This window comes from Streptomyces sp. NBC_01723, assembly GCF_036246005.1.
GTDB lineage: Bacteria > Actinomycetota > Actinomycetes > Streptomycetales > Streptomycetaceae > Streptomyces.
The window spans coordinates 2,720,606-2,746,871 of the sequence record NZ_CP109171.1; the positions used below are offsets into that span (position 1 = coordinate 2,720,606).

A 26,266-nucleotide genomic window follows, 5' to 3' on the forward strand; every position below is an offset into this window, starting at 1 on the left:
ACTGCATGAAACTCACCGTGGTCGGCGGCGGTTCGACCTACACGCCCGAACTGATCGACGGCTTCGCCCGGTTGCGGGACACCCTGCCGGTCGGGGAACTGGTCCTCGTCGACCCGGCGGCGGACCGGCTGGAGCTGGTGGGCGGCCTCGCCCGCCGCATCCTCGCCCGGCAGGGACACGACGGCCGGGTCGTCACCACCTCCGACCTGGACGCGGCCGTGGAGGGCGCCGACGCCGTACTGCTCCAGTTGCGCGTCGGCGGCCAGGCGGCCCGCGAGCAGGACGAGACCTGGCCGCTGGAGTGCGGCTGCGTCGGCCAGGAGACGACGGGGGCGGGCGGCCTGGCCAAGGCGCTGCGCACGGTGCCGGTGGTGCTGGACATCGCCGAGCGGGTCCGGCGGGCCAACCCGGACGCCTGGATCATCGACTTCACCAACCCGGTCGGCATCGTGACCCGGGCCCTGCTCCAGGCGGGGCACCGGGCGGTCGGCCTGTGCAACGTGGCGATCGGGCTCCAGCGCAAGTTCGCCGCGCTGCTCGGCGTGACACCCGCCGACGTCCACCTCGACCACGTGGGCCTCAACCACCTCACCTGGGAGACCGGCGTCCGGCTCGGCGGCCCCGAGGGCGAGGACGTCCTGCCCCGGCTGCTCGCCGACCACGGGGACGCGGTCGCCGCCGACCTCCGCCTGCCCCGCCCGCTCCTGGACCGCCTCGGCGTCGTCCCCTCCTACTACCTGCGCTACTACTACGCGCACGACGAGGTCGTGGACGAACTGCGCACCAAGCCCTCACGGGCCGCCGAGGTGGCGGAGATGGAGCGGCAACTGCTGGAGATGTACGGCGATCCGGCCCTGGACGAGAAGCCCGCCCTGCTCGCCAAGCGCGGCGGCGCCTACTACTCGGAGGCCGCCGTCGACCTGGCCGCCGCCCTGCTCGGCGGTGCCGGCTCCCCGTACCAGGTGGTCAACACGTACAACCGGGGCACGCTGCCCTTCCTGCCCGACGACGCCGTGATCGAGGTGCCGGCCGCGGTGGGCGCCAAGGGTGCCGCCCCGCTGCCGGTGGCGGCCGTGGACCCGCTGTACGCGGGCCTGATGGCGAACGTGACCGCGTACGAGGACCTCGCCCTGGACGCCGCCCTGCGCGGCGGCCGGGACCGGGTCTTCCGGGCGCTGCTCGCCCACCCCCTCGTCGGCCAGTTCGGGTACGCCGAGCGGCTCACCGACCGGCTGATCGCACACAACCGGGAGCACCTGGCGTGGGCCTGACCGCGAGCGTCCTCGCCGTCGACGCGGGCAACAGCAAGACCGACGTCGCCGTGGTGACGGCGGACGGGGAGGTACTGGCCACGGCCCGCGGCGGCCCCTTCCGGCCGCCCGCGGTGGGCGTCGAACGGGCCGTGGACACCCTGGCGGAGGCGGTGGCGCGGGCCTTCGCGGCGGCCGGTGTCGGCTCCGTCGAGCACGTGTCGGCGTGCCTGGCCAACGCCGACCTGCCCGTGGAGGAGGAGCAACTGGCCGCCGCGCTGCACGCGCGCGCGTGGGGCGCGCGTGTCGACGTCCGCAACGACACCTTCGCGATCCTGCGGGCGGGTGTCGACGAGCCGCTCGGCGTCGCCGTCGTGTGCGGGGCCGGCGTCAACTGCGTCGGCATGCGCCCCGACGGGCGCACCGCCCGCTTCCCGGCCATCGGGCGCCTGTCCGGCGACTGGGGCGGCGGCTGGGGGCTGGCCGAGGAGGCGCTGTGGCACGCGGCGCGCGCGGAGGACGGCCGGGGCGGGCCCACGGAACTGGCCCGGGCCCTGCCGGCGCACTTCGGGCTCGACTCGATGTACGCCCTCATCGAGGCCCTGCACCTGCGGCACGTCGAGCCCGCCCGGCGCCACGAGCTGACCCCCGTGCTGTTCGCCACGGCGGCGGCCGGCGATCCGCTCGCCCGGTCGGTCGTGGACCGGCAGGCCGACGAGGTGGTGGCGATGGCGACGGTCGCGCTGACCCGTCTGGACCTGCTGTCCGAACCGGCGCCGGTCCTGCTCGGCGGCAGCGTCCTGGCGGCACGCCATCCGCAACTCGACGACCGGATACGGGAGCTGCTGGCGGCCCGCGCCCCCAAGGCCGTCCCCACGGTGGTGACCGCGCGGCCGGTGCTGGGCGCGGCGCTGCTGGGTCTGGACGGGGTGGGCGCGGCGGCCGGGGCCCGTGCGCGGGTGCGGGAGCGGTTCGCGGCCTGACACCGCGCCTGACACCGCGCCGGACGGCCGGCGGGACCGGCTCGGGGAACCGAACCGGTTCCGCCGGCGTGTTCATGGGCAGGGGTGGTGCGTTGCACCCCGATCGAATCCGGATCGGGTGAAGGCCGGTGCGAATGTCGGTGCGGGCAGCGATACTTGCGGCGACGGATGACCATGGGGGAGGTCAGGAGTGACTCGACCGCCGAAGGGCAGCGCGGCACCGCGGGGCTTCGGCGTGCCCGCGCCGCCCGCCGTGCCGCCGCAGTCCGGCCCTCCGGCGCCCGAACGGGGCCCGTCCGGCGGCGCACCCGCGGCTCCCCCGCAGCCGCCCGCCCCACCGCGGCGCACCGCCTTCGCCGAGGGCGTGGACCGGTTGCGCGCGGCGGCGGTCACCGAGCCCGGGCGGCTGCGCATCATCGGCGCGCTGCTCGCCGCGCTGGTCGTCGCCTTCGGCGCCGTCACCGCCTGGCAGATGAACGGCCGGTCCGCCGCGGCCGACGACGTGCTGACCCGCAGCCAGCCCCTCAGCTCCGCCGCCGCCGGCATCTACCGCTCCCTGGCCGAGGCCAACACGGCGGCCTCCAGCGGCTTCCTCGCCGGCGGCCAGGAGACCAAGGACTCCCGCGACCGGTACGACAACGGCATCAGGGCCGCCGCCGAAGGTCTCGTCACCGCCGCCGCCAACTCCGACCCCGAGTCGCCGGCCGCGAAGACCATCGCCAGGCTGAACCGGCTGCTGCCCGAGTACAAGGGCCTGGTCGAGCGCGCCCGCACCTACAACCGGCAGGGCTTCCCGGTCGGCGGCGCCTACCTGCGCTACGCCAACGAGAAGATGCAGAAGGAGATGCTCCCCGCGGCGGAGGACCTCTACAAGACGGAGAACGGCCGGCTGAGCGCCGACTACGGCGACGCCAAGCCCTACCCCTGGGCCGCGATCGCCCTCGGCGTCGTCGTGCTCGCCGCGCTGGCCTGGGCGCAGCAGCGCAACTACCGGCGCACCAACCGGGTCCTCAACCACGGCCTGGTCGCCGCCACCGCCACCGCCACGATCGTCATGCTCTGGCTGGTCGTCGGCCACAGCGTCGCCCGGTCCAACCTGACCGACTCCTACGAGCACGGCGTCCGCTCGCTGAACGCGCTCAACGAGGCCCGCATCGCCTCCCTCAAGGCCCGCGGCAACGAGAACCTCACGCTGGTGTCCCGCGGCGCGGAGACCACCAAGGTGGGCGAGAAGACGTACGACTCCTACGACCTGGCCTTCGGGAAGAACATGGACGCCCTCGGCGAGGCGCTCGCCGAGGCGGGAAGGCTCGCCGACGACAAGGCGGGCGAGTCCCCCGTGGACGCGGCGAACGGCAACATGACGGAGTGGAAGAAGCGCCACGCCTCGGCCCGTGAGCAGGACGACTACGGCAACTACCAGCAGGCACTGGACCTGGTGATAGGCGGCGAGGGCGCCACCGTCGAGTGCTTCGACGGCGTGGACGACTCGCTGGCCACCGCGCTCGCGCACGAGAAGGACGAGTTCGAGCGGTCGGCCGGCGACGGACTGGACGCGATGACCCTCCTGCCCGAGGGCGCGGGGATACTGGCGGGACTGGGCGCGGCCGGCGCGCTGCTGGGCATCGGACGCAGGCTGTCGGAGTACCGGTGAGGCGGCGCGCGCGGCAGGCGGCCGGTGGGAGGGAACACCCTTGGAAGGAGGCGCAGGGGGCGTGAGGATGCGTGCGTGGCGATTGCGGACCGGACTGAAGGGCTGGGGCGGGGTGGGCGCGATGGCCTTCGCCTGCGCCCTCGCGGTGCTGTTCGCCCTGCTCCTGCCGTTGGTCCGCTCGCACGGCGAGGGCGGCGGCGCCTACGACGGCCACGGCATCGCCCACGGCGGCCAGGCCCGGGCCGCGCAGGAGTGCCCGGACCCGGAGAAGCAGACCCTCGCCCCGTCCGGGGCCGACGGCCCCACCATCGACGAGATCCGGGGCCGCGAGGGCGAGAAGCGCAAGCTGATCGTCGGCGTCGACCAGAACAGCTACCGCTGGGGCTACCGCGACCCGAACAGCGGCGGCGACGCCGAGCTGGAGGGCTTCGACATCGACCTGGCGCACCGCATCGCGGAGGACATCCTCGGCGACGCGGACGCCGTGCAGTTCAAGGCCATACCCACCAACCAGCGCGAGCCGGCGATCCAGGACGGCCGGGTCGACATGGTGGTCCGCACCATGACCATCAACTGCGCCCGCCTGGAGAAGGTCGCCTTCTCCGCCCCCTACTTCCGCACCGGCCAGCAGCTGCTCGCCCCCAAGTCGTCCCCGATCACCGGGTACGACGACACGCTGGCCGGCAGGAGCATCTGCACGGCGGCCGGTTCCACCGCGCTGAGCACACTGGAGCAGGACCGGAAGGACGGCCGGCTCGCCGCCGACGCCGACCTCGGCACCACCGTGCCCAACCAACTCGACTGTCTGGTGCGGCTCCAGCTCGGCGAGGTCGACGCGGTGGTCACCGACGGCGCGCTCGCCGCGAGCCAGGCCGCGCAGGACCCGACGGTGCAGCTGAAGGGCGACCCCTTCACCACCGAGTACTACGGCGTGGCGATGAAGAAGGACGCCGACGATCTGGTACGCCGGGTCAACCGGATCCTGGAGGAGTGGCGCGCCGACCGGACCGACGGCTGGCAGAACTCGTACGACGAGTGGCTGTCCCCGACCATGGGCGACGACCCGGCGCAGTCGGAGCCGCCGGCCCCGGAGTACCTGCGCAAGAGCTGAACGGCCGCCGTACAGGCAAAGAGCACAAGTCCGCGACAGCGAAGGGTGATCGATGGGCGACACGGGACCCACCGGGCCGGTGATGGACCGGGACGAGGTGGACCGTGCGCTGGCGCGGCTCGGCGCGGAGCACGAGGCGGTGGAGACCTCGCTGCTCGCCCTCCAGGACCACGCGGGCCGCAGACTCCTCGAAGGCGCCGAGCTGACCGGCGTCACCGTCGAGCGCTGGAGTACCGCGGAGGCGTCGATCACGCTGCTGTGGTCCTACTTCGACGCGTACACCGGCGCGCTGCGCACCGCCCGGGAGATCCGCTCCCGGCGCCGCTGGTCCAGCCGCGAGGACCTGGCGGAGCTGACGGAGCTGCTGCGCGGCGAGGCCGTCACCGTGGCCGGCAGCGCGGCGGCCCTCGCCCAGGCGCCCGCCCCGGACGGCGGTCCCGGACGGCTCAGCGAGCGCTATTCACTGGCGGCGCTGGTGGAGCGGATGAACCAGCTGTACGCGACCTCCCTGGACATGGTGGTCGCCGCCGACGCGGTGTGGTCGGCGCTGCCCGCCCGGATCGATTTACTCGCCGCCGAGCTCCAGCGCACCCGCAAGCTCGCGCACTCCGTGGGCGTGCGCCCCGGCGAGCACCCGTCCGGCGACGACCTGGAGCGGATCACCCGCACCCTGACGCGGCTGCGCGAGCGGGTGGTGTCCGACCCGCTGGCCTTCTGGCTGCCCGCGGAGGGCAGTTCGGCGCCCGGCGGCGGCCGTCCCGACACGACGGTGTACGACCGTGAGGCGCGCGCCCTGGAGGAGGTGCGCCGCGAGATCGACGCCGTGCTGGCCGTCCGCCAGGACGCCGAGCAGCGCATCGTGCGGCTGCGGGACGTGCTCTCCCGCGCGGACCGCACGCTCGCCGAGGCGCGCACCGCGCGCGGCGAGGTGCTGGCGAAGATCGCCGCGACGGAGGTGCCGGTGGTCGGCGGACCGCCGATCGCGCTCCAGGAGCAGCTGGCGGCGGCCGCCGAGTACCGCAGGCACGCGCAGTGGCACCGGCTGTCCCCGCTCCTGGAGTCCCTGGAGGAGAAGGCGGAGGACGAACTGCTGCGCGCCCGCGAGTCGTTGACCGCGGTCACCGCACCGCTGGCGGTCCGCGCCGAGCTGCGCGGACGGCTCGACGCCTACAAGGCCAAGGTGGCCCGCCTCGGCTTCGCCGAGGACCCGGAGCTGGCGGAGAAGTACGAGAAGGCGCGCCGCATGCTGTGGAGCGCGCCCTGCGACCTGCGCGTCGCCGAGCAGGCCGTGCTGCGCTACCAGCACGCGGCCGCCGAGACGCTGGGCTCCCCGCGGCGCGTGCCCGGGCAGGGCGGGCCGGTGGACCGGACGGGGCCCGGCGTATGAGCGACGAGGGGGAGGCAGCGTCATGAGTGAGGCAGGGCGGACGTGTCAGCGTCCCGGCTGTGGCGGGACCTACGAGGACATGGGCGGCGGCGAGTTGTACTGCGACACCTGCGGCCTCGCGCCGGTCGTCGCGTCGAACGGCATGGTCGGCTCGACCCCGACGGGCGTCACCGGCGGCGGCCGGGGCTCGCGCGGTTCGGCGGGCAGCGCCGGCTCGCGCTCCAGCGCCCGCAGTTCGCGTACGTCGTCGCAGTCGTCGCGCTCGTCTCGCTCGTCTCGCTCGTCTCGCTCGTCGAAGTCCCGGCGCTCGGTGTCGGGGCGGCTCTCGCGGGCCGTGTCGGGACGGTCCACGGGGCGTTCGGTGTCGGTGCGCAGTTCCGGTTCGGGCGCCGGTTCCACCGCGCGGGGGCGCCTGGGGGCCGGACTCGTCGAGGTCCCGGCGATCCCGCGGCCCGACCCGCGCGAGATGGTCATGGAGCGTCCGGAGGTGCCGGAGCGGAAGCGGTTCTGCTCGCGCTCGGACTGCGGGGGGCCGGTCGGGCGCTCCCGCGGCGAGCGGCCGGGCCGTACGGAGGGCTTCTGCACCAAGTGCGGCCACCCGTACTCGTTCGTGCCCAAGCTGAAGACCGGCGACGTCGTGCACGGACAGTACGAGGTGGTGGGCTGCCTCGCGCACGGCGGGCTGGGCTGGATCTACCTCGCCGTCGACAAGGCCGTCTCCGACCGCTGGGTGGTCCTCAAGGGCCTGCTGGACACCGGCGACCAGGACGCGATGGAGGCGGCGATCTCCGAGCGGCGGTTCCTCGCCGAGATCGAGCACGCCAACATCGTGCGGATCTACAACTTCGTCGAGCACCTCGACCAGCGCACCGGCTCCCTCGACGGCTACATCGTCATGGAGTACGTGGGCGGCAAGTCGCTCAAGGAGATCGCCAACGCCCGCCGCTCCCCAGCGGGCAGACGCGACCCGCTGCCGGTGGAGCAGGCCTGCGCGTACGGCATCGAGGCGCTGGAGGCGCTCGGCCACCTGCACAGCCGCAAGCTGCTGTACTGCGACTTCAAGGTCGACAACGCCATCCAGACCGAGGACCAGCTCAAGCTCATCGACATGGGCGCGGTCCGCCGCATGGACGACGACGAGTCGGCGATCTACGGCACGGTGGGGTACCAGGCGCCGGAGGTGGCCGACGTGGGCCCGTCGGTGGCCTCCGACCTGTACACCGTGGGACGCACCCTGGCCGTGCTGACGTTCGACTTCCAGGGGTACACCACCGTCTACGCCGACTCGCTGCCCGACCCCGACACCATCGAGGTGTTCCGGCAGTACGAGTCCTTCTACCGGCTGCTGGTGCGCGCCACCGACCCGGACCCGGCCCGCAGGTTCGCCTCCGCTCAGGAGATGGCGGAGCAGCTGACGGGTGTGCTGCGCGAGGTGGTCTCGCTCCAGACCGGGCGTGCCCGGCCCGCGCTCTCCACGCTCTTCGGGCCCGAGGTCCGGGTGACGGACACGGAGCTGTTCCCCCGGCTGGACGGGGAGGTGTCGCGGCTGGGCGCCCGGACGACGGTCCGCGCGCGAGGGCGCGGCTCCGGCGCGGGTGGGTCCCTGCCGGGCGGCCCGGGGTCCGCGACCGAGCTGCCGGGCGGGACGGGACCGGCGGTGGGAGCGCCGGGCGGGACGGTCGCGGGGGCCACGCCGGGCTCCGGTACGGGCGGCGCGACGGGCTCGGCCCCCGGCGGGGGCGCGAGCGCGTCGCTGCCGGGCGCGGTGAGCGCGGTCGGCGGGCTCGACGGCGGCACCTCCGGGCTGGTCAAGGACGCCGACGCGCCCACCGCGTCCCTCGCCCTGCCGGTCCCCCGGGTCGACGCGGGCGACCCCAACGCGGGCTTTCTGGCCGGGCTCATGGCGTCCGCGCCGGGCGAGCTGCTGACCGCGCTGGCCGCCGCCCCGGCGCCGTCGACCGAGACCCGGCTGCGGCAGGTCAGGGCCCGGCTGGAGAACGGCGACGCGCCCGGCGCGCTGACGGCCCTGGAGACGCTGGAGGGCGAACGGCCCGACGACTGGCGGGTGGTCTGGTACCGCGGGCTGGCCGCACTGGTGACCGGGGGACACGAGGACGCCGCGCTGGCCTTCGACGCGATCTACGACGCCTTCCCCGGCGAGACCGCGCCCAAGCTGGCGCTCGGCCTGTGCGCGGAGGTGCTGGGACAGCTCGACAACGCCGCCGAGTACTACCGCCTGGTGTGGTCGACCGACCCGAGCCATGTGAGCGCCGCGTTCGGCCTGGCCCGGGTGCAGCTGGCCGGCGGCGACCGGACCGGTGCCGTACGGACGCTGGAGTCGGTGCCGGAGTCGTCGGTGCACTGCACGGCCGCGCGGGTCGCGGCCGTCCGGGCCCGGCTGCGGCGGCGTACGGCGGGCGCCGGCGACGTGGTCTTCCTGGACGACCTGACGGCCGCCGCCCGGCAGGTCGAGGCCCTGGACGTGTACGGTCTGGATCCGGCGCGGCGCGAGCAACTGTCGGCCGAGGTCCTCGGTTGCGCGCTGGACTGGGTACTCTCCGGAGGTCGGGGTTCCGTCCCTCCCGCCGCCGGAGGACGGACGCTGCTCGGCAGCGCCCTGGACGAACGCGGCCTGCGCTTCGGCCTGGAGCGTTCGTACCGCACGCTGGCCCGGCTGGCGCGGGACGGCGAGGAGAGGATCGACCTGGTGGAACGTGCAAATCGTTACCGCCCCCGGACGTGGGTGTAGTTGATGTCGCAGATGCCCCAGCAGGCCGCTGTGTCCAAGTGCCCGAGCTGCGAGGAGCCCCTCGAGTCGGGTGACCGTTTCTGCGGTGCGTGCGGATACGACCTGTCCGCCGTGCCCCCGCGGCCCGATGACCACCCGACCGTCGCCGTCGGCGGCGCGGTGCCCGCCCCGGCGCCCGCGCCGGACGGCGTGGACTGGCCCGCGGCCCGGGACTCGGACGGCAACGGCCGTCCCGTCCCCGTGCACGCGGCCGCCGAACTGCCGGGCACCGAATCGGGCGGCTCCCCGCTGCCGCCGCCCCCGGCTGCCCCACCGGCCCCGGCGGCGCCGCCCGCGCCCGGGGTGCGCTTCGACCGGCCCCGCGAACCCGAGGAGTACCCGTTGCAGGCGCCCGACCCGCGGCTGACCGCCGGAGCGGCGCCGCACGCCGAGCAGCGAGCCGAACCGGCCGCGCCCGCCGCCCCGGCCGCGGCTCCGGCCGCCGGTGTCAAGGTGTGCGTGGCCTGCCGCGCGGGCCGCGTCGACGACGACGGCTACTGCGAGAACTGCGGGCACGCCCAGCCTCGCGAACGCGACCACATGGAGCAGGAGTCGGGCCCCGTCGCGGCGGTCAGCGACCGCGGCCTGCGCCACCACCGCAACGAGGACGCGTTCTCGGTGGGCTGCACCGCGCTGCCCGACGGCGCCCCCGCGAGCGTCGCGATCGTCTGCGACGGCGTGTCCTCCGCGACCCGCCCCGACGACGCCTCGCTCGCCGCGTCCCGGGCGGCCGGCGAGCTGCTGCTGACCGCCCTGCCGCGCGGCACGCACCCCCAACAGGCCATGCACGACGCCATCCTCGCCGCCTCGCACGCCGTCAACGCGCTGGCCGACGAGCCCGCCACCGCCCGCGAACAGGGCCCCCACCAGAACGCGCCCGCCTGCACCCTGGTCGGCGCCGTGGTCACCGCCGGCCTGCTGGTCGTCGGCTGGGTCGGCGACAGCCGCGTCTACTGGGTGCCGGCCGACCGCACCACCCCGCCCGCCCGGCTCACCGAGGACGACTCGTGGGCCGCGCAGATGGTCGCCGCCGGCCTGATGAACGAGGCCGAGGCGTACGCCGACGAACGCGCCCACGCGATCACCGGCTGGCTGGGCGCCGACGCCTACGAACTGGAGCCGCACACCGCGTCCTTCAAGCCGGACCGTCCCGGCGTGGTCGTGGTCTGCACGGACGGCCTGTGGAACTACGCGGAGTCCGCCGAGGAGATGGCCGACGCCATGCCCCTCGACGCCGCCACCCGCCCGCTGCACGGCGCCCGCGTCCTGGTCGGCCACGCCCTGGACGGCGGGGGCCACGACAACGTAACAGTGGCCCTCGTGCCGTTCCCGGCCGTGCCGCAGGGGGCAGGATCGGCCTGAGGCCCCCGTACGGGTAGGGGTACGCGCGCGGGGTGGCCTCGCGGGCCGCAGGGGGCGGTCCGCGCCAGCAGCCAATGCCCCACCTCCGTGGGGACGTAGAGGGGGATGCGATCCGGCATGGCCAATTTCTCGAAGTCGAACGTGCCGCAGTTCGCGGTGGACGTCTACCAGAACGAGTACCTGCCCGAGGGCGGCACCGAGGTCAACGCCATCGTGACGGTCACCGCCACCGGCGGCGGCACGGTCGGGAGCGCGGTCGCCGCGCCCCACCTGTACTCGCCGGGCCAGGGCCCGTCGGCGGCCGTGGCGTTGCTGGTCGACTGCTCGGGCTCGATGGACTACCCGCCGACCAAGATGCGCAACGCCCGTGACGCGACGGCCGCCGCGATCGACACCCTGCGCGACGGCGTGCACTTCGCGGTGGTCGGCGGCACCCACGTGGCCAAGGAGGTCTACCCGGGCGGCGGACGGCTCGCGGTCGCCGACGCCGCCACCCGGGCGCAGGCGAAGCAGGCGCTGCGCAGCCTCGGCGCGGGCGGCGGCACCGCCATCGGCACCTGGCTGCGGCTGGCCGACCGGCTGCTGTCCACCGCGGACGTCGCCATCCGGCACGCCATCCTGCTCACCGACGGCCGCAACGAGCACGAGTCGCCGGAGGACCTCAAGGCGGCGCTCGACGCCTGCGCCGGGCGGTTCACCTGTGACGCACGCGGCGTGGGCACCGACTGGGAAGTGAAAGAAGTCACAGGGATCGCCTCCGCCCTGCTCGGCACGGCCGACATCGTCGCCGATCCGGCGGGCCTGGCCGCCGACTTCACGCAGATGATGGAGACGGCCATGGGCAAGGAGGTCGCGGACGTGGCGCTGCGCCTGTGGACCCCGGTCGGCACCACCGTGAAGTTCGTCAAGCAGGTCGCGCCCACGGTCGAGGAACTGACCGGCCGCCGCTCCGAGGCGGGACCGCGGGCCGGGGACTACCCCACCGGTTCCTGGGGCGACGAGTCCCGCGACTACCACGTCTGCGTGCAGGTACCGGCCGCGGAGCTGGGCCGCGAGATGCTGGCCGCCCGCGTCTCGCTGGTCATCCCGGAGCCCGACGGCACGGTTCAGAGCCTCGGCGCGCAGGGTCTCGTACGGGCCGTGTGGACGGACGACATGACCGCCTCCACGTCCATCAACCCGCAGGTCGCCCACTACACCGGGCAGGCCGAACTGGCCCAAGTCATCCAACAAGGGCTGGATCTACGCAAAGCGGGCGACATCGATGGAGCAACGGCCAAACTGGGCCGCGCGGTTCAGCTCGCGGGGGTATCCGGAAACGGCGATACGGCGAAACTGCTTGCGAAGGTGGTGGACGTGGTGGACGCGGCGGCGGGTACTGTGCGACTGAAAGCGAAGGTGGAGGAGGCCGACGAGATGACTCTCGAGACCCGGTCGACCAAGACCGTTCGTGTGAAGAAGTGACGCAGGACCATCCGCGCGACACGCCCGCAAGAGAGGGAAGCCCCGACATGCCGACCTGCCCGAACGGACACCAGTCGGGTTCCGACGACTGGTGCGAGGTCTGCGGTCACCGCATGGCCGGTGCCGTGCCGCCTCCTCCGCCGCCACCGCCCCCCGGCGGCGGCTACGGCTTCCCGCCGCCCGGCGGTCCGGGCGGTGGTCCCGGCGGCCCCGGCGGCGAGCCGCAGCTGTGCCCTCAGTGCCGTACGCCCCGGGAGGGCGGCGCGCCCTTCTGCGAGGAGTGCCGGTGGAACTTCCTCACCAACACGGCCACCTCGTACACCCCGGCCGCCCCGCGCCCGCCGGCCCCCGGCGGCCCGGCGCCCTTCCAGCAGCCGCCGGGTGGTCCGTCGTACGGCGGCGGTGACGCGTACGGCTACCAGGGCTCGCGCCCGTCCCAGATGAACCGCCCCGCCGAGCCGATCCCGCCGGGCCCGCCGTTCGGCGGCGACCCGTCGGGGCGCGGGGGTCCGGGCGGGCCCGGTGGCCCCGGTGGGGGTCCTGGCGGCCCCGGCGGTCCCGCGGGTGGCCCGGGCGGGCCCGGTGGCCCCGGTGCTCCTGGTGGTCCGAACGGCCCCGCGGGCCCGTTCGGGCCCGGTGGTCCGGGCGGCCCCGGCGGCCCGGGTCGTCCCGACGGTCCCGGCGAGCCGAACGGTCCCGGTGGTTTCGGTGGCCAGGGTGGTCCCAACGGCCCCGGCGGTTTCGGCGGTCCGGGCGGTCCGGGCGGTCCGGGCGGTCCGGGCGGCCCCAACGGTCCTCACGGTCCGGGCGGCCCCGGTGGTTTCGGCGGTCCCGGTGGACCCAATGGTCCGGGTGGCCCCAACGGCCCCGGCGGCCCTGGCGGGCCCAACGGCCCCGGCGGCCAGAACGCCCCCTCCGGCCCTCCGGCCCCGCCCCCGTTCGGTGGTGACCCGTCGCGGCCGGTTCCGCCGCCGCCCGGGCCCGTTCCGCCCGCGGCCGGTCCCGGTGGCCCGGGAGGCGGCCCGCAGTCGTACCAGTCGGGTCCGCCGGCTCCGCCGGCCTTCCCGCAGGAGACCAACCGCCCGCAGCAGGGCGGCCCGGCCTTCGGCAGCGGTGACGACGACTGGGTGCTCTCGCCGCCGTCCTCGACCGGTCCCGGCGGCCCGGGTGCTCCACAGGGCGGTTACGGCTACCCGCAGACGGGTGCCACCCAGGCGCCGCCGTCGCCCACCGGCCCCGGCGGCCCGGGTGCCCCGCAGGGCGGTTACGGCTTCCCGCAGACCGGTGCCACCCAGGCGCCGCCGTCGCCCACCGGCCCCGGCGGCCCGGGTGCCCCGCAGGGCGGCTACGGCTACCCGCAGACGGGTGCCGCCCAGACCCCGCCCGGCCAGGGCTTCGCGCAGCCGGCGACCTGGTCGGCGACCATCGGCCCGGACCGCGACTACTTCATGGCGATGATGCACCGCTCGGGCCCCGAGGCCGCGGGGCTGAACCTGCCCGCGTACTCGCCCGAGCAGCAGCGCACGCTCACCGGCAACCAGATCACCATCGGGCGCCGCCGGCACTCCACCGGTGACACCCCGGACATCGATCTGGCGGTACCGCCGGAGGACCCGGGCGTCTCGCACCAGCACGCGGTGCTGGTGCAGCAGCCGGACGGCAGCTGGGCGGTCGTCGACCAGAACTCGACGAACGGCACGACGGTCAACGGCGGCGAGGAGCCGATCCAGCCCTTCGTGCCGGTGCCGCTCCAGGACGGCGACCGGGTGCACGTCGGCGCCTGGACGACGATCACGATCCGCCGGGGCTGACCCGGCGGGGCCCGTCCGTCAGGTGAAGGGCCAGGCGTACGGGCCCTCGGGGTCGTCCAGCCACGCCCAGGCCCGCGCGCCGCTGAGGGTGATGCCGAAGCGCTCGCGGTGCGGAGCGTCCTCGCGGTCCCAGAGCGCGTACGCCTCCTGCGGGTCGAGGCTGCCCCGGCTCAGCGCCAGCAGGAAGCGGAACAGGTCGTTCTCCCGGGCCCGGCGCGGCACCCCGCCCAGGCCCTGCGGCCGCGGCGCGGAGGCGTCCGCGCCGCGCAGCGGCACGAAGTACGCGGGCGTGTGCAGGAAGCGCCCCTCGGCGTGCGCCGGGTCGTGGACGGTGAGGACGACCAGCCCGGTGGCAAGCGGGGTCAGGATCCTGCCGCCGGGACGGCACTGGGCCAGCCAGGCGTGCGGCACCGAGGCCAGCGAGCAGGTGGCGAGGATCCGGTCGTAGGGGGCGCGCTCGGGCACCCCGCGGGCGCCGTCGCCGGTGACGACGGCCGGACGGTACCCGGCGGCGGCCAGGTGCCGGCGGGCCGACTCGGTGATCTCCGGTTCCAGGTCGACGGTGGTGACGAGGTCGTCGTCGCCGAGCCGGTGGGCGAGCAGGGCGGCGTTGTAGCCGGTGCCGGCGCCGATCTCCAGGACCCGGTCGCCGTCCCTCACCTGCAGTTCCGCCAGCATCATCGCCATCAGCGAGGGCTGGCTGCTGGAGGAGACCAGTTCGCCGTCGCGCATCCGGGTCGCCAGCGGGGCGTCGGCGTACGCGCCGCGCACCCAGCGCTCCCGGGCGTCCCGGTCGGGGTCCTCGCCCCACCGGCGTTCGTAGCCGCCCTGGACGCCGACGTAGTAGTACGGCACGAAGAGGTGGCGCGGGACCGTCCGGAACGCCTCCCGCCAGACCGGGTCGGCCGACCAGGCGCCGCTCAGCTCGATCTCCCGCACCAGCTCCGCCCGCGCCGAGGCCGCGAGGCGGTCCAGGTCCTCGTGCCCGCCCATGCCTCCACAGTACGGGCCCGGGCCGGGGGGCCTAAGTCCGAAGTCCTATGTCCAGGCGTCTGAGACCATGGACGACGTGAATGAGATTCGGCGCGGCACGCTTCAGGAGCAGACCTTCTACGAGCAGGTCGGCGGGGAGGAGACCTTCCGCCGACTCGTCCACCGTTTCTACCAGGGTGTCGCCGAGGATCCGATCCTGCGGCCGATGTACCCGGAGGAGGACCTGGGTCCGGCCGAGGAGCGCTTCACGCTCTTCCTCATGCAGTACTGGGGCGGACCTACGACGTACAGCGAGAACCGGGGGCATCCGCGGCTGCGGATGCGCCACGCTCCCTTCGCCGTGGACCAGGCGGCGCACGACGCCTGGCTGAAGCACATGCGCGTCGCCGTCGACGAGCTGGGGCTCTCCGAGGAGCACGAGCAGACGCTGTGGAAGTACCTGACGTACGCGGCGGCCTCGATGGTCAACACCGCCGGCTGACCGGTCCGTCCATGGGTGCCCGGGACGGGTGACGGGCGGATTCCGGTCGCTCGACGCCGGATTCCGGTCACGATCCGGTCAAGTCCGAGCCCCAGGCGCTTACTTCCGTACCTCGCCCTCTGACAGCATCGCCGAGAGGTCTGGACGACATCGGCGGGGGGCCGGGTGGCGGGGTACGGGGGATTCGCGGGGTTCGTGCTGCTGCGCGCGCGGGCGCACCGCCTGCTGCTCGCCGCCGCCCTGCTCACCGTGCTGCTCACCACCGCGGTCCTGACGACCCTGACCGCCTATTCGGGCGCGGTCGGCGACGCGGCCCTGCGCCACGCCCTGGCCGATCCCCGCAACGCGGCGGACACCGCGCTGGTCGTCAAGGCGGACGTGCCCGAGGAGGGGCGCGAGAAGGCCGACCGCACCGTGCGCGAGGGCGCCCGGGACACCTTCGGCGGACTGCCGGTCACCGTCCGGGAGATGGCGCGGTCGGGGGCGTACAGCCTGCCCGGCACGCTGCGGCCGCCCGGCGAGCGCTCGGACGACCCGGACCTGACCTACTTCGCGGCTCTGGACCCGGCGCAGGTGCGCGTCACCGAGGGCCGGCTGCCGCGGAAGGGCGGCGGCGGGGCCGTCGAGGCCGCGCTGCCGACGGCCGCCGCCGAGCGGCTGGACCTCCGGCCCGGAGCCCGGCTCAGCCTCGCCGACCGGTTCGACGGCCCGGACGTGGTCGTCGAGGTCACCGGCCTGTACCGGCCCGCCGACGCCGCGGCCCCCTACTGGCGGCTGGACGACCTCGCCGGGCGCGGCGTCAAGAAGGGCGGCTTCACGACGTACGGCCCGCTGCTCGCCGCCCCCGGGGTGCCGGCCGGGGGCGCGGTGAGCGCGGGGCCCTCGGGGTGGCTGGCGACGGCCGACTTCTCCTCGGTGACGGCCGGGCGGACGGACGAGCTGCGGGAGGCTGCCCGGGGCGGCATGGCGTGGCTGCGCGGACGCCCGGTCCTCAGCGGCTCCACCGCGGCGACCACCTCCCTGCCCGAGGTGCTCGACCGGCTCGACCGCTCCCTGCTGGTCTCCCGCTCCACGCTGCTGGTCGTCGCCCTCCAGCTGGCCCTGCTCGCCGGGTGCGCGCTGCTGCTGGTGGCCCGGCTGCTGAGCGCCGAGCGCGCGGCCGAGCGGCGGCTGCTGCGGGCGCGCGGCGCCTCCCGGGCGCGGCTGGGGTCGCTGGCCGCGCTGGAGGCGCTGCTGCTGGCCGTCCCGGCGCTGCTCCTCGCGCCGCTGCTCGCCGGGCCGCTGACCCGGCTGCTGGCCGGCCAGGGGTCGCTGGACCGGATCGGGCTGCGGCTCGAGGTACCGGGCTGGGGCGGCGGCTGGGTGTGGCTGACGGCGGGTGCGGCGGCCCTCGGGTGCGCGCTGGCGGTGACGCTTCCGGCCCTGGCCTCCTCGCTGAACGCCGGGGGCCGCGTCCGCGCGCTGCCCGCCCCGCTGCGCGCCGGTGCCGACGTCGGGCTGCTGGTGGTCGCGGGCGTCGCCTACTGGCAGCTGTCCCGGCAGACCTCGGGCGCGGTGAGCGGCGACGGCTCCGGGGCCCTCGGCATCGACCCGCTGCTCGTGGCGGCGCCCGCGCTGGCCCTGCTGGCGGGGACGGTGCTGACGCTGCGGCTGCTGCCGCCGGTGGCGCGGCTGGCCGAGCGGCGGGCGGCCGGCGGGCGCGGGCTGACCTCGGCGCTGGCGGGCTGGCAGCTCAGCCGCCGGCCGATGCGCGGCGCCGGTCCGGTGCTGCTGCTGGTGCTCGCGGTGGCCCTGGGCATGCTCGCGATCGGCCAGGGCACCTCCTGGGAGCGCTCGCAGGACGATCAGGCGGACTTCCAGGCCGGGGCCTCGGTGCGGGTCCTGGCCACCGGTTCGGTGGGCCCGGGCCGCACCGAGACCTACGCGGACGTGGAGGGCGTACGGGAGGTGGCCCCCGCGGCGCGCTCCACGCTGCAGTTGTCCGCCGACCGCACGGCGACGGTCCTGGCGCTGGACACCGGGCGCGCGGCGGGCACACTGCTGCTGCGCCCGGACCTGTCCGACGAACCGGCCGGGACCCTGCTGCCCCCGCTGGGCACCGAGGAGCCGGCGGCGGGCGCGCAGGTGCCCGCAGGCACGGTACGGCTGGGGGTGACCGCCACCCTGCGCGGCGGCCCGGGCGGCGGCGGGGAGAGCGCCACGGGACCGGCGGACGTGACGGTCACCGTGCGGGACCGCTACGGCGTCCCCTTCCGGCTGCCGGCCGGCGAGCTGCCCGCGGACGGCCGCCGCCACACGCTGGAGCTGGACGTCTCCCCGGGCGGCCCGCTCACCGTGACCGGCGTGGAACTGGTCACGGCCCAGCCGGCCGGCCGTGCGGAACGGCACCGCCTGACGCTGACGGAGCTGACCGCCACGGCGGCCGACGGGACCGTGCGGCGCCCGGCCCTGCCCCGCTCCTGGACCGCCTCGGCGCGCGGCGACGGGTCGGCTTCGTCACCGGACGCGGACACCAGTCCGACCAAGCCCCGGCTCGCCCCGTCCGGGCCCCCTTCGGTGGAGTACGGCACCGGGTACCTGCCCGCCGACCTGTTCGGCCTGCCGTCGACGGTGACGCTGCGCCTGGACGTCGTACAGCCCGCGCCGCCGCGGCTCACGGCCGTCGCGACCGACCGGTACCTCGACTCGGCGGGCGCCCGCGTCGGACAGAGCGTGGACGTCCCGCTCGACGGCCACAGCCTCCCGGTGCGGATCGTGCGCTCGGTCCGCGCCCTGCCGACCACGGCCGCGCCCGACGCGACGACCCCGACTGCCCCGACGAAGGACGGCGGCGCCCTGCTGCTCGACCTGCCGTCCGTGAACCGGGTGCTCCAGGTGAAGCACGGCGAGGCCCTCGCCCCCACCGAGTGGTGGCTGCGTCCGGAACCCGGCGGCACGAGCGGGGTCGTCACGGCGCTGCGCGCCTTCCCGGACCTGGAGCCCTCGCAGGTCGTCGTGCGCGACGAACTGGCCGCGGGCCTGCGCGACGACCCGTTCGGCGCCGGTCCGGAGGCGGCCTTCACGGCGGCGGCCGGGGTGGCGGCGGCGCTCGCGGCGGTCGGGTTCGCGGTGAGCGCGACGGGGTCGCTGCGGGAACGCGGCGCCGAGTTCGCGATCCTGCGCGCCCTGGGCGCCCCGCGCCGTCGGCTGGCCCGCACGGTCGCCGTCGAGCAGGCGGTGCTGCTGGTCCTGGCCCTGCTGGTGGGCACGGCCCTGGGCGCGGTGCTGACCCGGGCGGTGATCCCCTTGATCGTGCTCACCCCGCAGGCCACCCACCCGGTCCCGGACGTGCTGGTCGCCCTGCCCGCCGGCCGGGTCGCCCTCCTCCTTGCTGGTGTCGCCGTCACGCCCCTCCTGGTCACGGCGGCCCTGGCCCTGCGCCGCACGGACCCGGCGTCGGCGCTGCGCGAGCAGGGAGGTGAGGCGCGGTGATCCACGTTAGCCCCGCCGCGGGGGCCGCCACCCGCGCGAGCGCCCCGTCCACCGCGTCCACCGCGCGAGCGCGCGTCACGGGACAGGGACGACGGAGAGGTGAGGCGCGTTGAGACCGGTGAGCGCTCCCTGGGTCCGCACCCGGCTTCGGGCCGCGCCCGGTGCCGCCTGGGCCCTCGCGGTACTGGTGGCGCTGACCGCGTGTCTGGCCGCCGCCTTCCCGAGGGCACTGGACCGGTACGCGGACGCCGGCCTCGACCGGGCTCTGGCGCAGGCCCGCCCCGACCGGACCAGCGTGCTGGTGGTCGCCCCGCAGCCCGACTTCGGTCTCTCGCCGCGAGAGCGGGAGGAGTCGCTGCGCCCGGACCCGCTGGGCCGGCGGTACGCCAAGGCGGTCGCCGCCGTGGACCGCCGCGCTCCGCTCGCCGTCGACCGGGCGCAGTCGACGTACGGGGTGCGCACCACCGACGGTCTCCCGGTGCCGGAACCCTGGCTGCCGCAGCCGAGCGGCCTGCCGGCCCAGTTCTACTTCGCCGCCCAGCACGGCCTCGGCGACCACGCCCGGATCGACTCCGGCCGCCTGCCGGCCGTGACCGGCGCCCCGGTGACCGCCGCGACCGGCGCGCTGGAGGCGGCCGTCACCACCGAGACGGCCCGCACGCTGCGCATCAAGGTGGGCTCCGTCCTGCACGTGCCCGGCGTCGAACGCGCCCCGCTCACCGTCCGGATCACCGGCGTCCTCGCCCCGCGCGACCCCGACGGCGCCTACTGGTCCACCCAGTCCGTGCTGCGCGAGCCGTCGCTGATGACGGTGCCGGGGGCGGCGGGCGCGGACCGCGAACGCTACTGGCTGGGCACGCTGCTGCTCGCCCCGGACGCCGGTCCCGCCCTGCTGGGCACGGCCGGGGCCCCCGTCCGCTACTGGCAGCTGGCCCCCGAGACCGACGCGCTGCACGCCCACGACGTGGACGGGCTGACCTCGGCCGTCGCCGCCCTGGAGTCCGGGCCGGGCCTGCGCGAGGTGCGTTCGGGGGTCGACCCGCTGGCGGACGTCAGCACGGACCTGGACGAGACGGCCCTCGCCTTCGACGGACTGCGGTCGGGCATCGGCCCGCTGGTCGCGGTCGCCGCCGCCGGGGCCGGCACGGTCGCGGGGGTCGTGCTACTGATGGCGGGCGGCCTGGCAGCCGACCGCCGCCGCGCCGAACTCGCCCTGCTGCGGGCCCGCGGCGCCTCCCTGCGGGGCGTCGCGGGGCGGCTGTTCACCGAGACCGCCGTGGTCGCGCTGCCCGCGGGCGCCCTCGGCCTCGCCGCCGCCCTGTTCGCGCTGCCCGGTGGCCGGCTCGCCCCCGCCGTCTGGGCGGCCGTCGCGGTCACCACCGTGGCCTGCGCCGCGCTGCCCCTGCGCGCGGCCGTCGCGCACCGCGCCGTACGGGTCCACGACGGCCGCCGGGACGTGGCCTCCGCCCGTCCGTCCCGGCGGCGTACGGTCGCCGAACTCACCGCCGTCGCCCTGGCGCTCGGCGCGGTCGAGACCCTGCGTCGGCGCGGCGCGTCCGGCACCGGCGGGGACCTGGTGTCGGCGGCACCGGTACTGGTCGGGGTGATCGCCGCGCTGGTGCTCGTGCGCCTGTACCCTCTGCCCCTGCGCCACCTCGCCCGCCCGGCGGGACGCCTGCGCGGCGCGGTGGGCCACCTGGCGCTGGCCCGCTCGGGCCGTACGTCGGTCTCGGCGGTGCTGCCGCTCCTCGCCCTGCTGACCGCGCTCACCACGGCCGCGTTCGGCGGCTCGGTCCTCGCCGGGGTGACGGACGCCCGCGACCGGGCGGCGCTGCTCACCGTCGGCGCCGACGCCCGCATCGAGGAGACCGGGCCGCTCCAGGACGGCCTGCCCGACCGCGTGCGCGGCACCTCCGGCGTCCGGGACGTGGTCGAGGTCGGACTGGGCTACCAGGCCAAGGGCCCGGACGGCCGCCAGACCCTGCCGGTGGCCGGTGTGGACCCGGCCGCCTACGCGCGGCTCGCGGCGGAGACCGGGCTGGGGGCCTTCGAGGCGGAGGAGCTGAGGCGGCGCGGCGGTTCCGAGGAGCCGCTGCGGGCGCTGGCCTCGCCGTCCCTCGCCGAACGGTTCGGCACCGGGCGGTTCCGGATCCGCGTGGAGGACGGCACCTCGGTCACGGTCCGGATCGCCCTCGTCCGCGACCGCACCCCCGCCGTCTCCGGTGAGGACTTCCTGGTCGTGGACCGGGCCGGACTCTCCGCCGAGGCGGCGCGCCCGACCGTACTGCTGCTGACCGGCGACCCGGTGGACGCGGGCGCGCTGCGCCGTGCGGCGGGTGACGACGCCGGTGCCGAGGCCAGTGCGGTGAAGCTGCGGTCCGAGGAGCGGGACCGGTACGTCGACTCGCCCCTCCAGTCCGGCGCCGAGCGCGTCTACGCCGGTGCCGTCGTCGCGGGCACCGGCTACGCCGTCCTCGCCCTGCTGCTCTCCCTGCTGCGCGCCGCCCCCGAACGCGCCGCCCTGCTGGCCCGGCTGCGCACCATGGGCCTCACCCGGGCGCAGGGCCGCCGCCTGCTCGTCCTGGAGTCCCTCCCCCAGGCCGTGCTGGCCGCCGCGGGAGGGGCCCTGACCGGCTGGGCGGCGATCCGTCTGCTCGCCCCCGGCCTCGACCTGACCACGATCGCCCTGGCGGGTGCCGCGTCCCCGGTGGGCCGCGCCGAACTGCGCACCGACCCGTGGTCGCTGGCCCTGCCGGCGGTCGCGGTGCTGGTGGTGGCGGTGGGCGTCGCCGGGGTGCAGGCGTGGTGGTCGGGCCGGCGCGGGTCGGTCACCGAACTGAGGGCGGGGGACGCGCGGTGAGGGCATCCCCGGCGGGTCTGAAGGACCGCTCCCCCACCGGCACCCCTGGACGACGAGCCGCATCCGCGCAGGAGGCACGATGACGACGAACCCGACCCTCGCCGACCTGGCCGACCGCGCCACCGCGTCCCGCGACCGGCCCGCCTACGGCCACGACGCGCTGATCACCTGCGACCGCCTGGTCCGGATCTTCAGCGCGGACGGCGTGGAGGTGCAGGCCCTCCAGGGCCTCGACCTGCTGGTCCGCGAGGGCGAGTTGATGGCCCTCGTCGGTGCCTCGGGCAGCGGCAAGTCCACGCTGATGAACATCCTCGCCGGACTGGACACCCCCACCGCCGGGGCGGCCCGGGTGGCGGACCGCGACCTGCTCACGATGACCGCGAAGGACCGCCTCGCCTACCGCCGCGAGGTGGTCGGCTTCGTCTGGCAGCAGACCTCACGCAACCTGCTGCCGTACCTGACGGCGGCCCAGAACGTGGCCCTGCCGATGCAGTTGGCGGGCGCACGCGGCCGGACCGGCCGACGGGCCCGTGCCGAGCGGTCCCTGGAGCTGCTGGAGCTGCTGGACGTCGCCGACTGCCGCGAGCGCCGCCCGCGGGAGATGTCCGGCGGTCAGCAGCAACGCGTCGCCATCGCGGTGGCCCTCGCGGGCGCGCCCTCGGTGCTGCTCGCCGACGAGCCCACGGGCGAGCTGGACTCCCACACGGCGGAACAGATCTTCGCCGCGTTCCGGACCGCGAACGAGCGTCTGGGCACCACCATCGTCATCGTCACCCACGACCAGGCGGTGGCGGGCGAGGTCCGCCGCACGGTGGCCATCCGCGACGGCCGCACCTCCACGGAGGTCCTGCGCCGCAGCGAGGTGGACGCCGCGACCGGCCACGAGACGGTGGTGGCCCGCGAGTACGCCATGCTCGACCGCGCCGGACGGCTCCAGCTGCCCGCCGACTACACCGCGGCCCTCGGCATGCGCGACCGCGTCGCCCTGGAACTGGAGGCGGACCACATCGCCGTACGCCCCGACGACAGCGACCGGGACTGAACCGCCCCGGGAGACGGTGGGGGCGCCGCCCCGGGAGACGGTGGGGGCGGCTCAGCGCACGCTGATGCCGAGGGCGCCGGTGCCCGCCCGGCGCAGCGCGACGGACCCGTAGGGCGTACGGAGCCGAAGCCAGGCGCCCGAGGAGAACAGACCCGGCGCGTCCTCGGCGGACCGAGCCCCGGGCCGCAGGAACCCCAGTGACTGGGCCGCGTGCACGGCCCGTACCGGCAGCCCGGTGTCGCCGACCGTCCGGGACCAGATGTCGCGGCCGATCCGGTCCAGCTCGGCCCGGGTACGCGCCTCGGCCGCCAACTCCCCCGTGCGGGAACGGAACTCCGCCACCGCGGCGGCGACCAGCGCGCGCAGGGCGTCCGGTGCGGGCAGTCCGGGCTCGGGCCGCCAGCCGCCGCGCGGGGGCAGCACCCCGGCCCACGGCGGCCCGGTCACCGCACCGGGCACACCGGCGGTGGCCGACTGCTCGTCAACCGTCTCCAGCAGCTCACCGGCGGAAACGGTCACGTCCAGCGTGACGTCGAGTCCGTTCTCGTAGGGCTTGGCCAGCCGTACGGCGCGCACGGCCAGCACCTCGAAGGAGGGAGGCCGGCCGAAGACCGCGAGAGCCGTACCGGCCGCCTGGAGACGGACGGCGGCCGAACGGTCGTAGTGGAGCAGCCGGGAGAGGAAGGCCGCGAGATCCGCGGCCTCCCCCTCGTCGGCCAGATGGAGCACCGTCATGCGGCGACGGCCTCCTCCTTGTCGTCCGTGTACTCCCGCAGGAACTCCCGTTCCTCAGCGGTGATGCGGCGGGGCATCTGCGTCTGGAAGTCGAACGGCACGATCACGGTCGAGGCGCGGACGTAGACCACGTCCCCGTCCTTGACCTCGTAGGTGAGCGTGAAGGAGGCCGCCCTTATCTCCGTGACCCACAGCTCGATGTCGACCGGGTGGTGCCGGTGGACGAGCTGCCGCTTGTAGTCGATCTCGTGGCGCGCCACCACAGACCCCTGCTTGAAGTCCTTCTCCGGGCGGAACAGGAAGTCGATGCGTGCCTCCTCCAGGTAGCGGAGGAAGACCACGTTGTTGACGTGGCCGTACGCGTCCATGTCCGCCCAGCGCAGCGGGCAGCGGTAGATGTGCCGCAAGATCGATCAGCCCCGGGTCAGCTTCTTGTAGGTGGCGCGGTGCGGACGTGCGGCGTCCGCGCCGAGCCGCTCGACCTTGTTCTTCTCGTACGACTCGAAGTTGCCCTCGAACCAGAACCACTTGGACTCGCCCTCGTAGGCGAGGATGTGCGTGGCGACCCGGTCGAGGAACCACCGGTCGTGGGAGACGACCACGGCGCACCCGGGGAACTCGAGGAGGGCGTTCTCCAGGCTGCTGAGGGTCTCGACGTCGAGGTCGTTGGTCGGCTCGTCGAGGAGCAGCAGGTTGCCGCCCTGCTTGAGGGTGAGCGCGAGGTTGAGCCGGTTGCGCTCACCGCCGGAGAGCACCCCGGCCGCCTTCTGCTGGTCCGGCCCCTTGAACCCGAAGGCGGAGACGTACGCCCGGCTCGGCATCTCGACCTGGCCGACGTTGATGTAGTCCAGCTCGTCGCTGACCACGGCCCACAGCGTCTTCTTGGGGTCGATGTTCTCGCGGCTCTGGTCGACGTAGGAGATCTTGACGGTGTCGCCGACCTTGATCTGCCCGGAGTCCGGCTCCTCGAAGCCCTGGATCATCTTGAACAGGGTGGTCTTGCCGGCACCGTTGGGGCCGATGACCCCGACGATCCCGTTGCGCGGCAGCGTGAACGACAGATCGTCGATGAGCACCTTCTCGCCGAAGGCCTTGCTGAGGTTGTTGACCTCGACGACGACGTTGCCCAGGCGCGGGCCCGGCGGGATCTGGATCTCCTCGAAGTCCAGCTTCCGCATCTTGTCGGCCTCGGCGGCCATCTCCTCGTACCGCGCGAGACGCGCCTTGGACTTGGCCTGCCGCCCCTTGGCGTTCGACCGCACCCACTCCAGCTCGTCCTTCAGCCGCTTGGCCCGCTTGGCGTCCTTCTGGCCCTCGACCTTGAGGCGGGTCTGCTTGGTCTCCAGGTACTTGGAGTAGTTGCCCTCGTAGCCGTGCAGCCGGCCGCGGTCGACCTCGCAGATCCAGCCGGCGACGTTGTCCAGGAAGTACCGGTCGTGGGTCACGGCCACGACGGTGCCCTCGTACTTGGCGAGGTGCTGCTCCAGCCAGTTCACCGACTCGGCGTCGAGGTGGTTGGTGGGCTCGTCGAGCAGCAGCAGGTCGGGCGCCTCGAGCAGCAGCTTGCACAGCGCGACGCGGCGCTTCTCACCGCCGGAGAGGTTGGCGACGGGCCAGTCGCCGGGCGGGCAGCCCAGCGCGTCCATGGCCTGCTCCAGCTGGGCGTCGAGGTCCCAGGCGTTGGCGTGGTCGAGCTCCTCCTGGAGCTTGCCCATCTCCTCGAGCAGCGCGTCCGAGTAGTCGGTGGCCATCTGCTCGGCGATCTCGTTGAACCGGTCGAGCTTGCCCTTGACCTCGGCGACACCCTCCTGGACGTTCTCCAGGACGTTCTTGTCCTCGCTCAGCGGGGGCTCCTGCAGCAGGATGCCGACCGTGTAGCCCGGCGACAGGAACGCGTCACCGTTGGACGGCTGCTCCAGCCCGGCCATGATCTTCAGCACGGTCGACTTACCGGCACCGTTCGGCCCGACCACGCCGATCTTCGCGCCGGGCAGGAAGCTCAGGGTGACGTCATCGAGGATCACCTTGTCGCCGTGCGCTTTGCGCGCCTTGCGCATGGTGTAAATGTACTCAGCCAAGAGAAACCGTCCGGCAGCTTGAATCAGGCAGTGGGCAGATACACCCCATCTTGCCGCACCGCCACCCCTGGGAGGAAACGCGTTCCCTGCGGGGCTCCTGACCTGGCCTTTCCTGGATGCCCCCGGAGCCTCACCTGTCACTGTCGGTCGCCGTCGATCGGCCTCGGGCACCCTCGCACGGCCCAGGGACGGCCCAGCAGTGGCCGTGATCAAGGACGTCGTAACCTTCCTCGGGTGGACGACTCCCCTTGCTCCTGCCTCCTGTGCGCGCCCCCTGCCGAAGCCCCGGCCTTGGACGAACGCGACGGACGCATAGCCGCGAACGTCACCGACCACGGCTGGCACGTGATGGGCGTCGGAGTCGGGGAAGAGGCGCCGGCGGACTGGGCCTACTCGATCGGCCTGTGGCACACCTTGCGCAGCCCTGAGGTCTGCGTCTTCGGCCTGCGGGTCGAGACGATGATGTCCGTCCTCAACGTCGCGGGACGAGAGATCCGCAACGGCCACCCTCTGCAATCCGACCAGCGGCGCGACGACATCCTGAACGGCTTCTCGGTGGCCGTCCGGCGGGTGCACCCGAGCTGGTACCGGGACTTCATCGGCGCCGGCCTCGACTTCTACCAGGCCCCTCCGCTTCCGGTCATGCAACTGTTCTGGCCTGACAAGGAAGGCCGGTTCCCCTGGGACGACCAGGCGCAGGAGTACTGCCGTACGAGTCAGCCTCAGCTGTGGATCTCAAAGGCCGAGACCAGCGGGCCCTGGGCCGACCTCGGCTGAGGTCGCCGGCTTGGCCCCT

General features: G+C 75.0%; 19 protein-coding genes. 14 read left to right on the forward strand and 5 right to left on the reverse strand.

Annotated features, from left to right (window positions below):
• Nucleotides 1-5: 5 nt before the first annotated feature.
• The 5 genes from OIE75_RS12640 to OIE75_RS12660 all read left to right on the forward strand — a co-directional run bounded on the left by OIE75_RS12640 (nucleotide 6) and on the right by OIE75_RS12660 (nucleotide 6,385).
• Entirely contained in the window at nucleotides 6-1,271 is a 1,266-nt protein-coding gene (locus OIE75_RS12640; protein ID WP_307012132.1) for a 6-phospho-beta-glucosidase, read from the forward strand.
• A complete protein-coding gene (locus OIE75_RS12645) occupies nucleotides 1,262-2,233 on the forward strand; it encodes an N-acetylglucosamine kinase (protein ID WP_307012134.1) in 972 nt (323 codons plus the stop codon). Before OIE75_RS12640 ends, OIE75_RS12645 begins: the two co-directional genes overlap by 10 nt.
• 190 nt (nucleotides 2,234-2,423) lie before the next feature.
• Entirely contained in the window at nucleotides 2,424-3,887 is a 1,464-nt protein-coding gene (locus tag OIE75_RS12650) for a hypothetical protein (RefSeq protein WP_307012135.1), read from the forward strand.
• A gap of 67 nt (nucleotides 3,888-3,954) precedes the next feature.
• A complete protein-coding gene (locus OIE75_RS12655; protein WP_329473974.1) occupies nucleotides 3,955-4,998 on the forward strand; it encodes a glutamate ABC transporter substrate-binding protein in 1,044 nt (347 codons plus the stop codon).
• A gap of 52 nt (nucleotides 4,999-5,050) precedes the next feature.
• Nucleotides 5,051-6,385, forward strand: a complete 1,335-nt coding sequence (locus OIE75_RS12660; RefSeq protein WP_307012136.1) for a hypothetical protein — start codon at nucleotides 5,051-5,053, stop codon at nucleotides 6,383-6,385.
• 69 nt (nucleotides 6,386-6,454) lie between these two features.
• On the opposite strand, the gene OIE75_RS41435 is transcribed toward OIE75_RS12660, so the two are convergent.
• A complete protein-coding gene (locus tag OIE75_RS41435; protein WP_443078340.1) occupies nucleotides 6,455-6,736 on the reverse strand; it encodes a hypothetical protein in 282 nt (93 codons plus the stop codon).
• A gap of 10 nt (nucleotides 6,737-6,746) precedes the next feature.
• Here OIE75_RS41435 and OIE75_RS12665 point away from each other — a divergent pair, with 10 nt between their 5' ends.
• The 4 genes from OIE75_RS12665 (at nucleotide 6,747) to OIE75_RS12680 (ending at nucleotide 13,810) form a co-directional block, all read left to right on the forward strand.
• Nucleotides 6,747-9,134, forward strand: a complete 2,388-nt coding sequence (locus OIE75_RS12665; protein ID WP_443078341.1) for a tetratricopeptide repeat protein — start codon at nucleotides 6,747-6,749, stop codon at nucleotides 9,132-9,134.
• Nucleotides 9,135-9,137: 3 nt separating this feature from the next.
• Nucleotides 9,138-10,535: a PP2C family serine/threonine-protein phosphatase gene (locus OIE75_RS12670; protein WP_329470872.1), complete on the forward strand. Its 1,398-nt coding sequence runs from the start codon at nucleotides 9,138-9,140 to the stop codon at nucleotides 10,533-10,535.
• 117 nt (nucleotides 10,536-10,652) lie between these two features.
• Nucleotides 10,653-11,999, forward strand: coding sequence for a vWA domain-containing protein (locus OIE75_RS12675; protein WP_329470874.1), 1,347 nt, complete (start codon nucleotides 10,653-10,655; stop codon nucleotides 11,997-11,999).
• A gap of 47 nt (nucleotides 12,000-12,046) precedes the next feature.
• The gene (locus tag OIE75_RS12680; RefSeq protein ID WP_329470876.1) at nucleotides 12,047-13,810 is read left to right on the forward strand and encodes an FHA domain-containing protein; all 1,764 of its coding nucleotides are present in this window, start codon (nucleotides 12,047-12,049) and stop codon (nucleotides 13,808-13,810) included.
• An 18-nt stretch (nucleotides 13,811-13,828) separates the two neighbouring features.
• Here OIE75_RS12680 and OIE75_RS12685 read toward each other — a convergent pair whose 3' ends face one another.
• A complete protein-coding gene (locus OIE75_RS12685) occupies nucleotides 13,829-14,803 on the reverse strand; it encodes a methyltransferase domain-containing protein (protein WP_329470877.1) in 975 nt (324 codons plus the stop codon).
• 67 nt (nucleotides 14,804-14,870) lie between these two features.
• Here OIE75_RS12685 and OIE75_RS12690 point away from each other — a divergent pair, with 67 nt between their 5' ends.
• The 4 genes from OIE75_RS12690 to OIE75_RS12705 all read left to right on the forward strand — a co-directional run bounded on the left by OIE75_RS12690 (nucleotide 14,871) and on the right by OIE75_RS12705 (nucleotide 22,657).
• Nucleotides 14,871-15,284: a globin gene (locus OIE75_RS12690; RefSeq protein ID WP_122620074.1), complete on the forward strand. Its 414-nt coding sequence runs from the start codon at nucleotides 14,871-14,873 to the stop codon at nucleotides 15,282-15,284.
• 165 nt (nucleotides 15,285-15,449) lie between these two features.
• Nucleotides 15,450-18,755 carry an FtsX-like permease family protein gene (locus tag OIE75_RS12695; RefSeq protein WP_329470879.1) on the forward strand — a complete coding sequence of 1,102 codons (3,306 nt, stop codon included), beginning with the start codon at nucleotides 15,450-15,452 and terminating at the stop codon, nucleotides 18,753-18,755.
• Between the two features lie 109 nt (nucleotides 18,756-18,864).
• Nucleotides 18,865-21,615 carry an FtsX-like permease family protein gene (locus OIE75_RS12700; RefSeq protein ID WP_329470881.1) on the forward strand — a complete coding sequence of 917 codons (2,751 nt, stop codon included), beginning with the start codon at nucleotides 18,865-18,867 and terminating at the stop codon, nucleotides 21,613-21,615.
• A 79-nt stretch (nucleotides 21,616-21,694) separates the two neighbouring features.
• Nucleotides 21,695-22,657, forward strand: a complete 963-nt coding sequence (locus tag OIE75_RS12705) for an ABC transporter ATP-binding protein (protein WP_307012145.1) — start codon at nucleotides 21,695-21,697, stop codon at nucleotides 22,655-22,657.
• Between the two features lie 51 nt (nucleotides 22,658-22,708).
• Here the strand turns inward: OIE75_RS12705 and OIE75_RS12710 are convergent, their stop codons facing one another.
• Genes OIE75_RS12710 through ettA form a run of 3 tightly spaced genes read right to left on the reverse strand, consistent with a single transcriptional unit; the run spans nucleotide 22,709 to nucleotide 25,470 of the window.
• Nucleotides 22,709-23,392, reverse strand: a complete 684-nt coding sequence (locus OIE75_RS12710) for a hypothetical protein (protein WP_307012146.1) — start codon at nucleotides 23,390-23,392, stop codon at nucleotides 22,709-22,711.
• The gene (locus OIE75_RS12715; RefSeq protein ID WP_125494004.1) at nucleotides 23,389-23,799 is read right to left on the reverse strand and encodes an acyl-CoA thioesterase; all 411 of its coding nucleotides are present in this window, start codon (nucleotides 23,797-23,799) and stop codon (nucleotides 23,389-23,391) included. Before OIE75_RS12715 ends, OIE75_RS12710 begins: the two co-directional genes overlap by 4 nt.
• A 6-nt stretch (nucleotides 23,800-23,805) precedes the next feature.
• Entirely contained in the window at nucleotides 23,806-25,470 is a 1,665-nt protein-coding gene (gene ettA / locus OIE75_RS12720; RefSeq protein ID WP_307012147.1) for an energy-dependent translational throttle protein EttA, read from the reverse strand.
• A 234-nt stretch (nucleotides 25,471-25,704) separates the two neighbouring features.
• Between ettA and OIE75_RS12725 the strand changes: the two genes are divergently transcribed.
• A complete protein-coding gene (locus OIE75_RS12725; protein ID WP_329470885.1) occupies nucleotides 25,705-26,247 on the forward strand; it encodes a DUF4262 domain-containing protein in 543 nt (180 codons plus the stop codon).
• Nucleotides 26,248-26,266 lie beyond the last annotated feature (19 nt).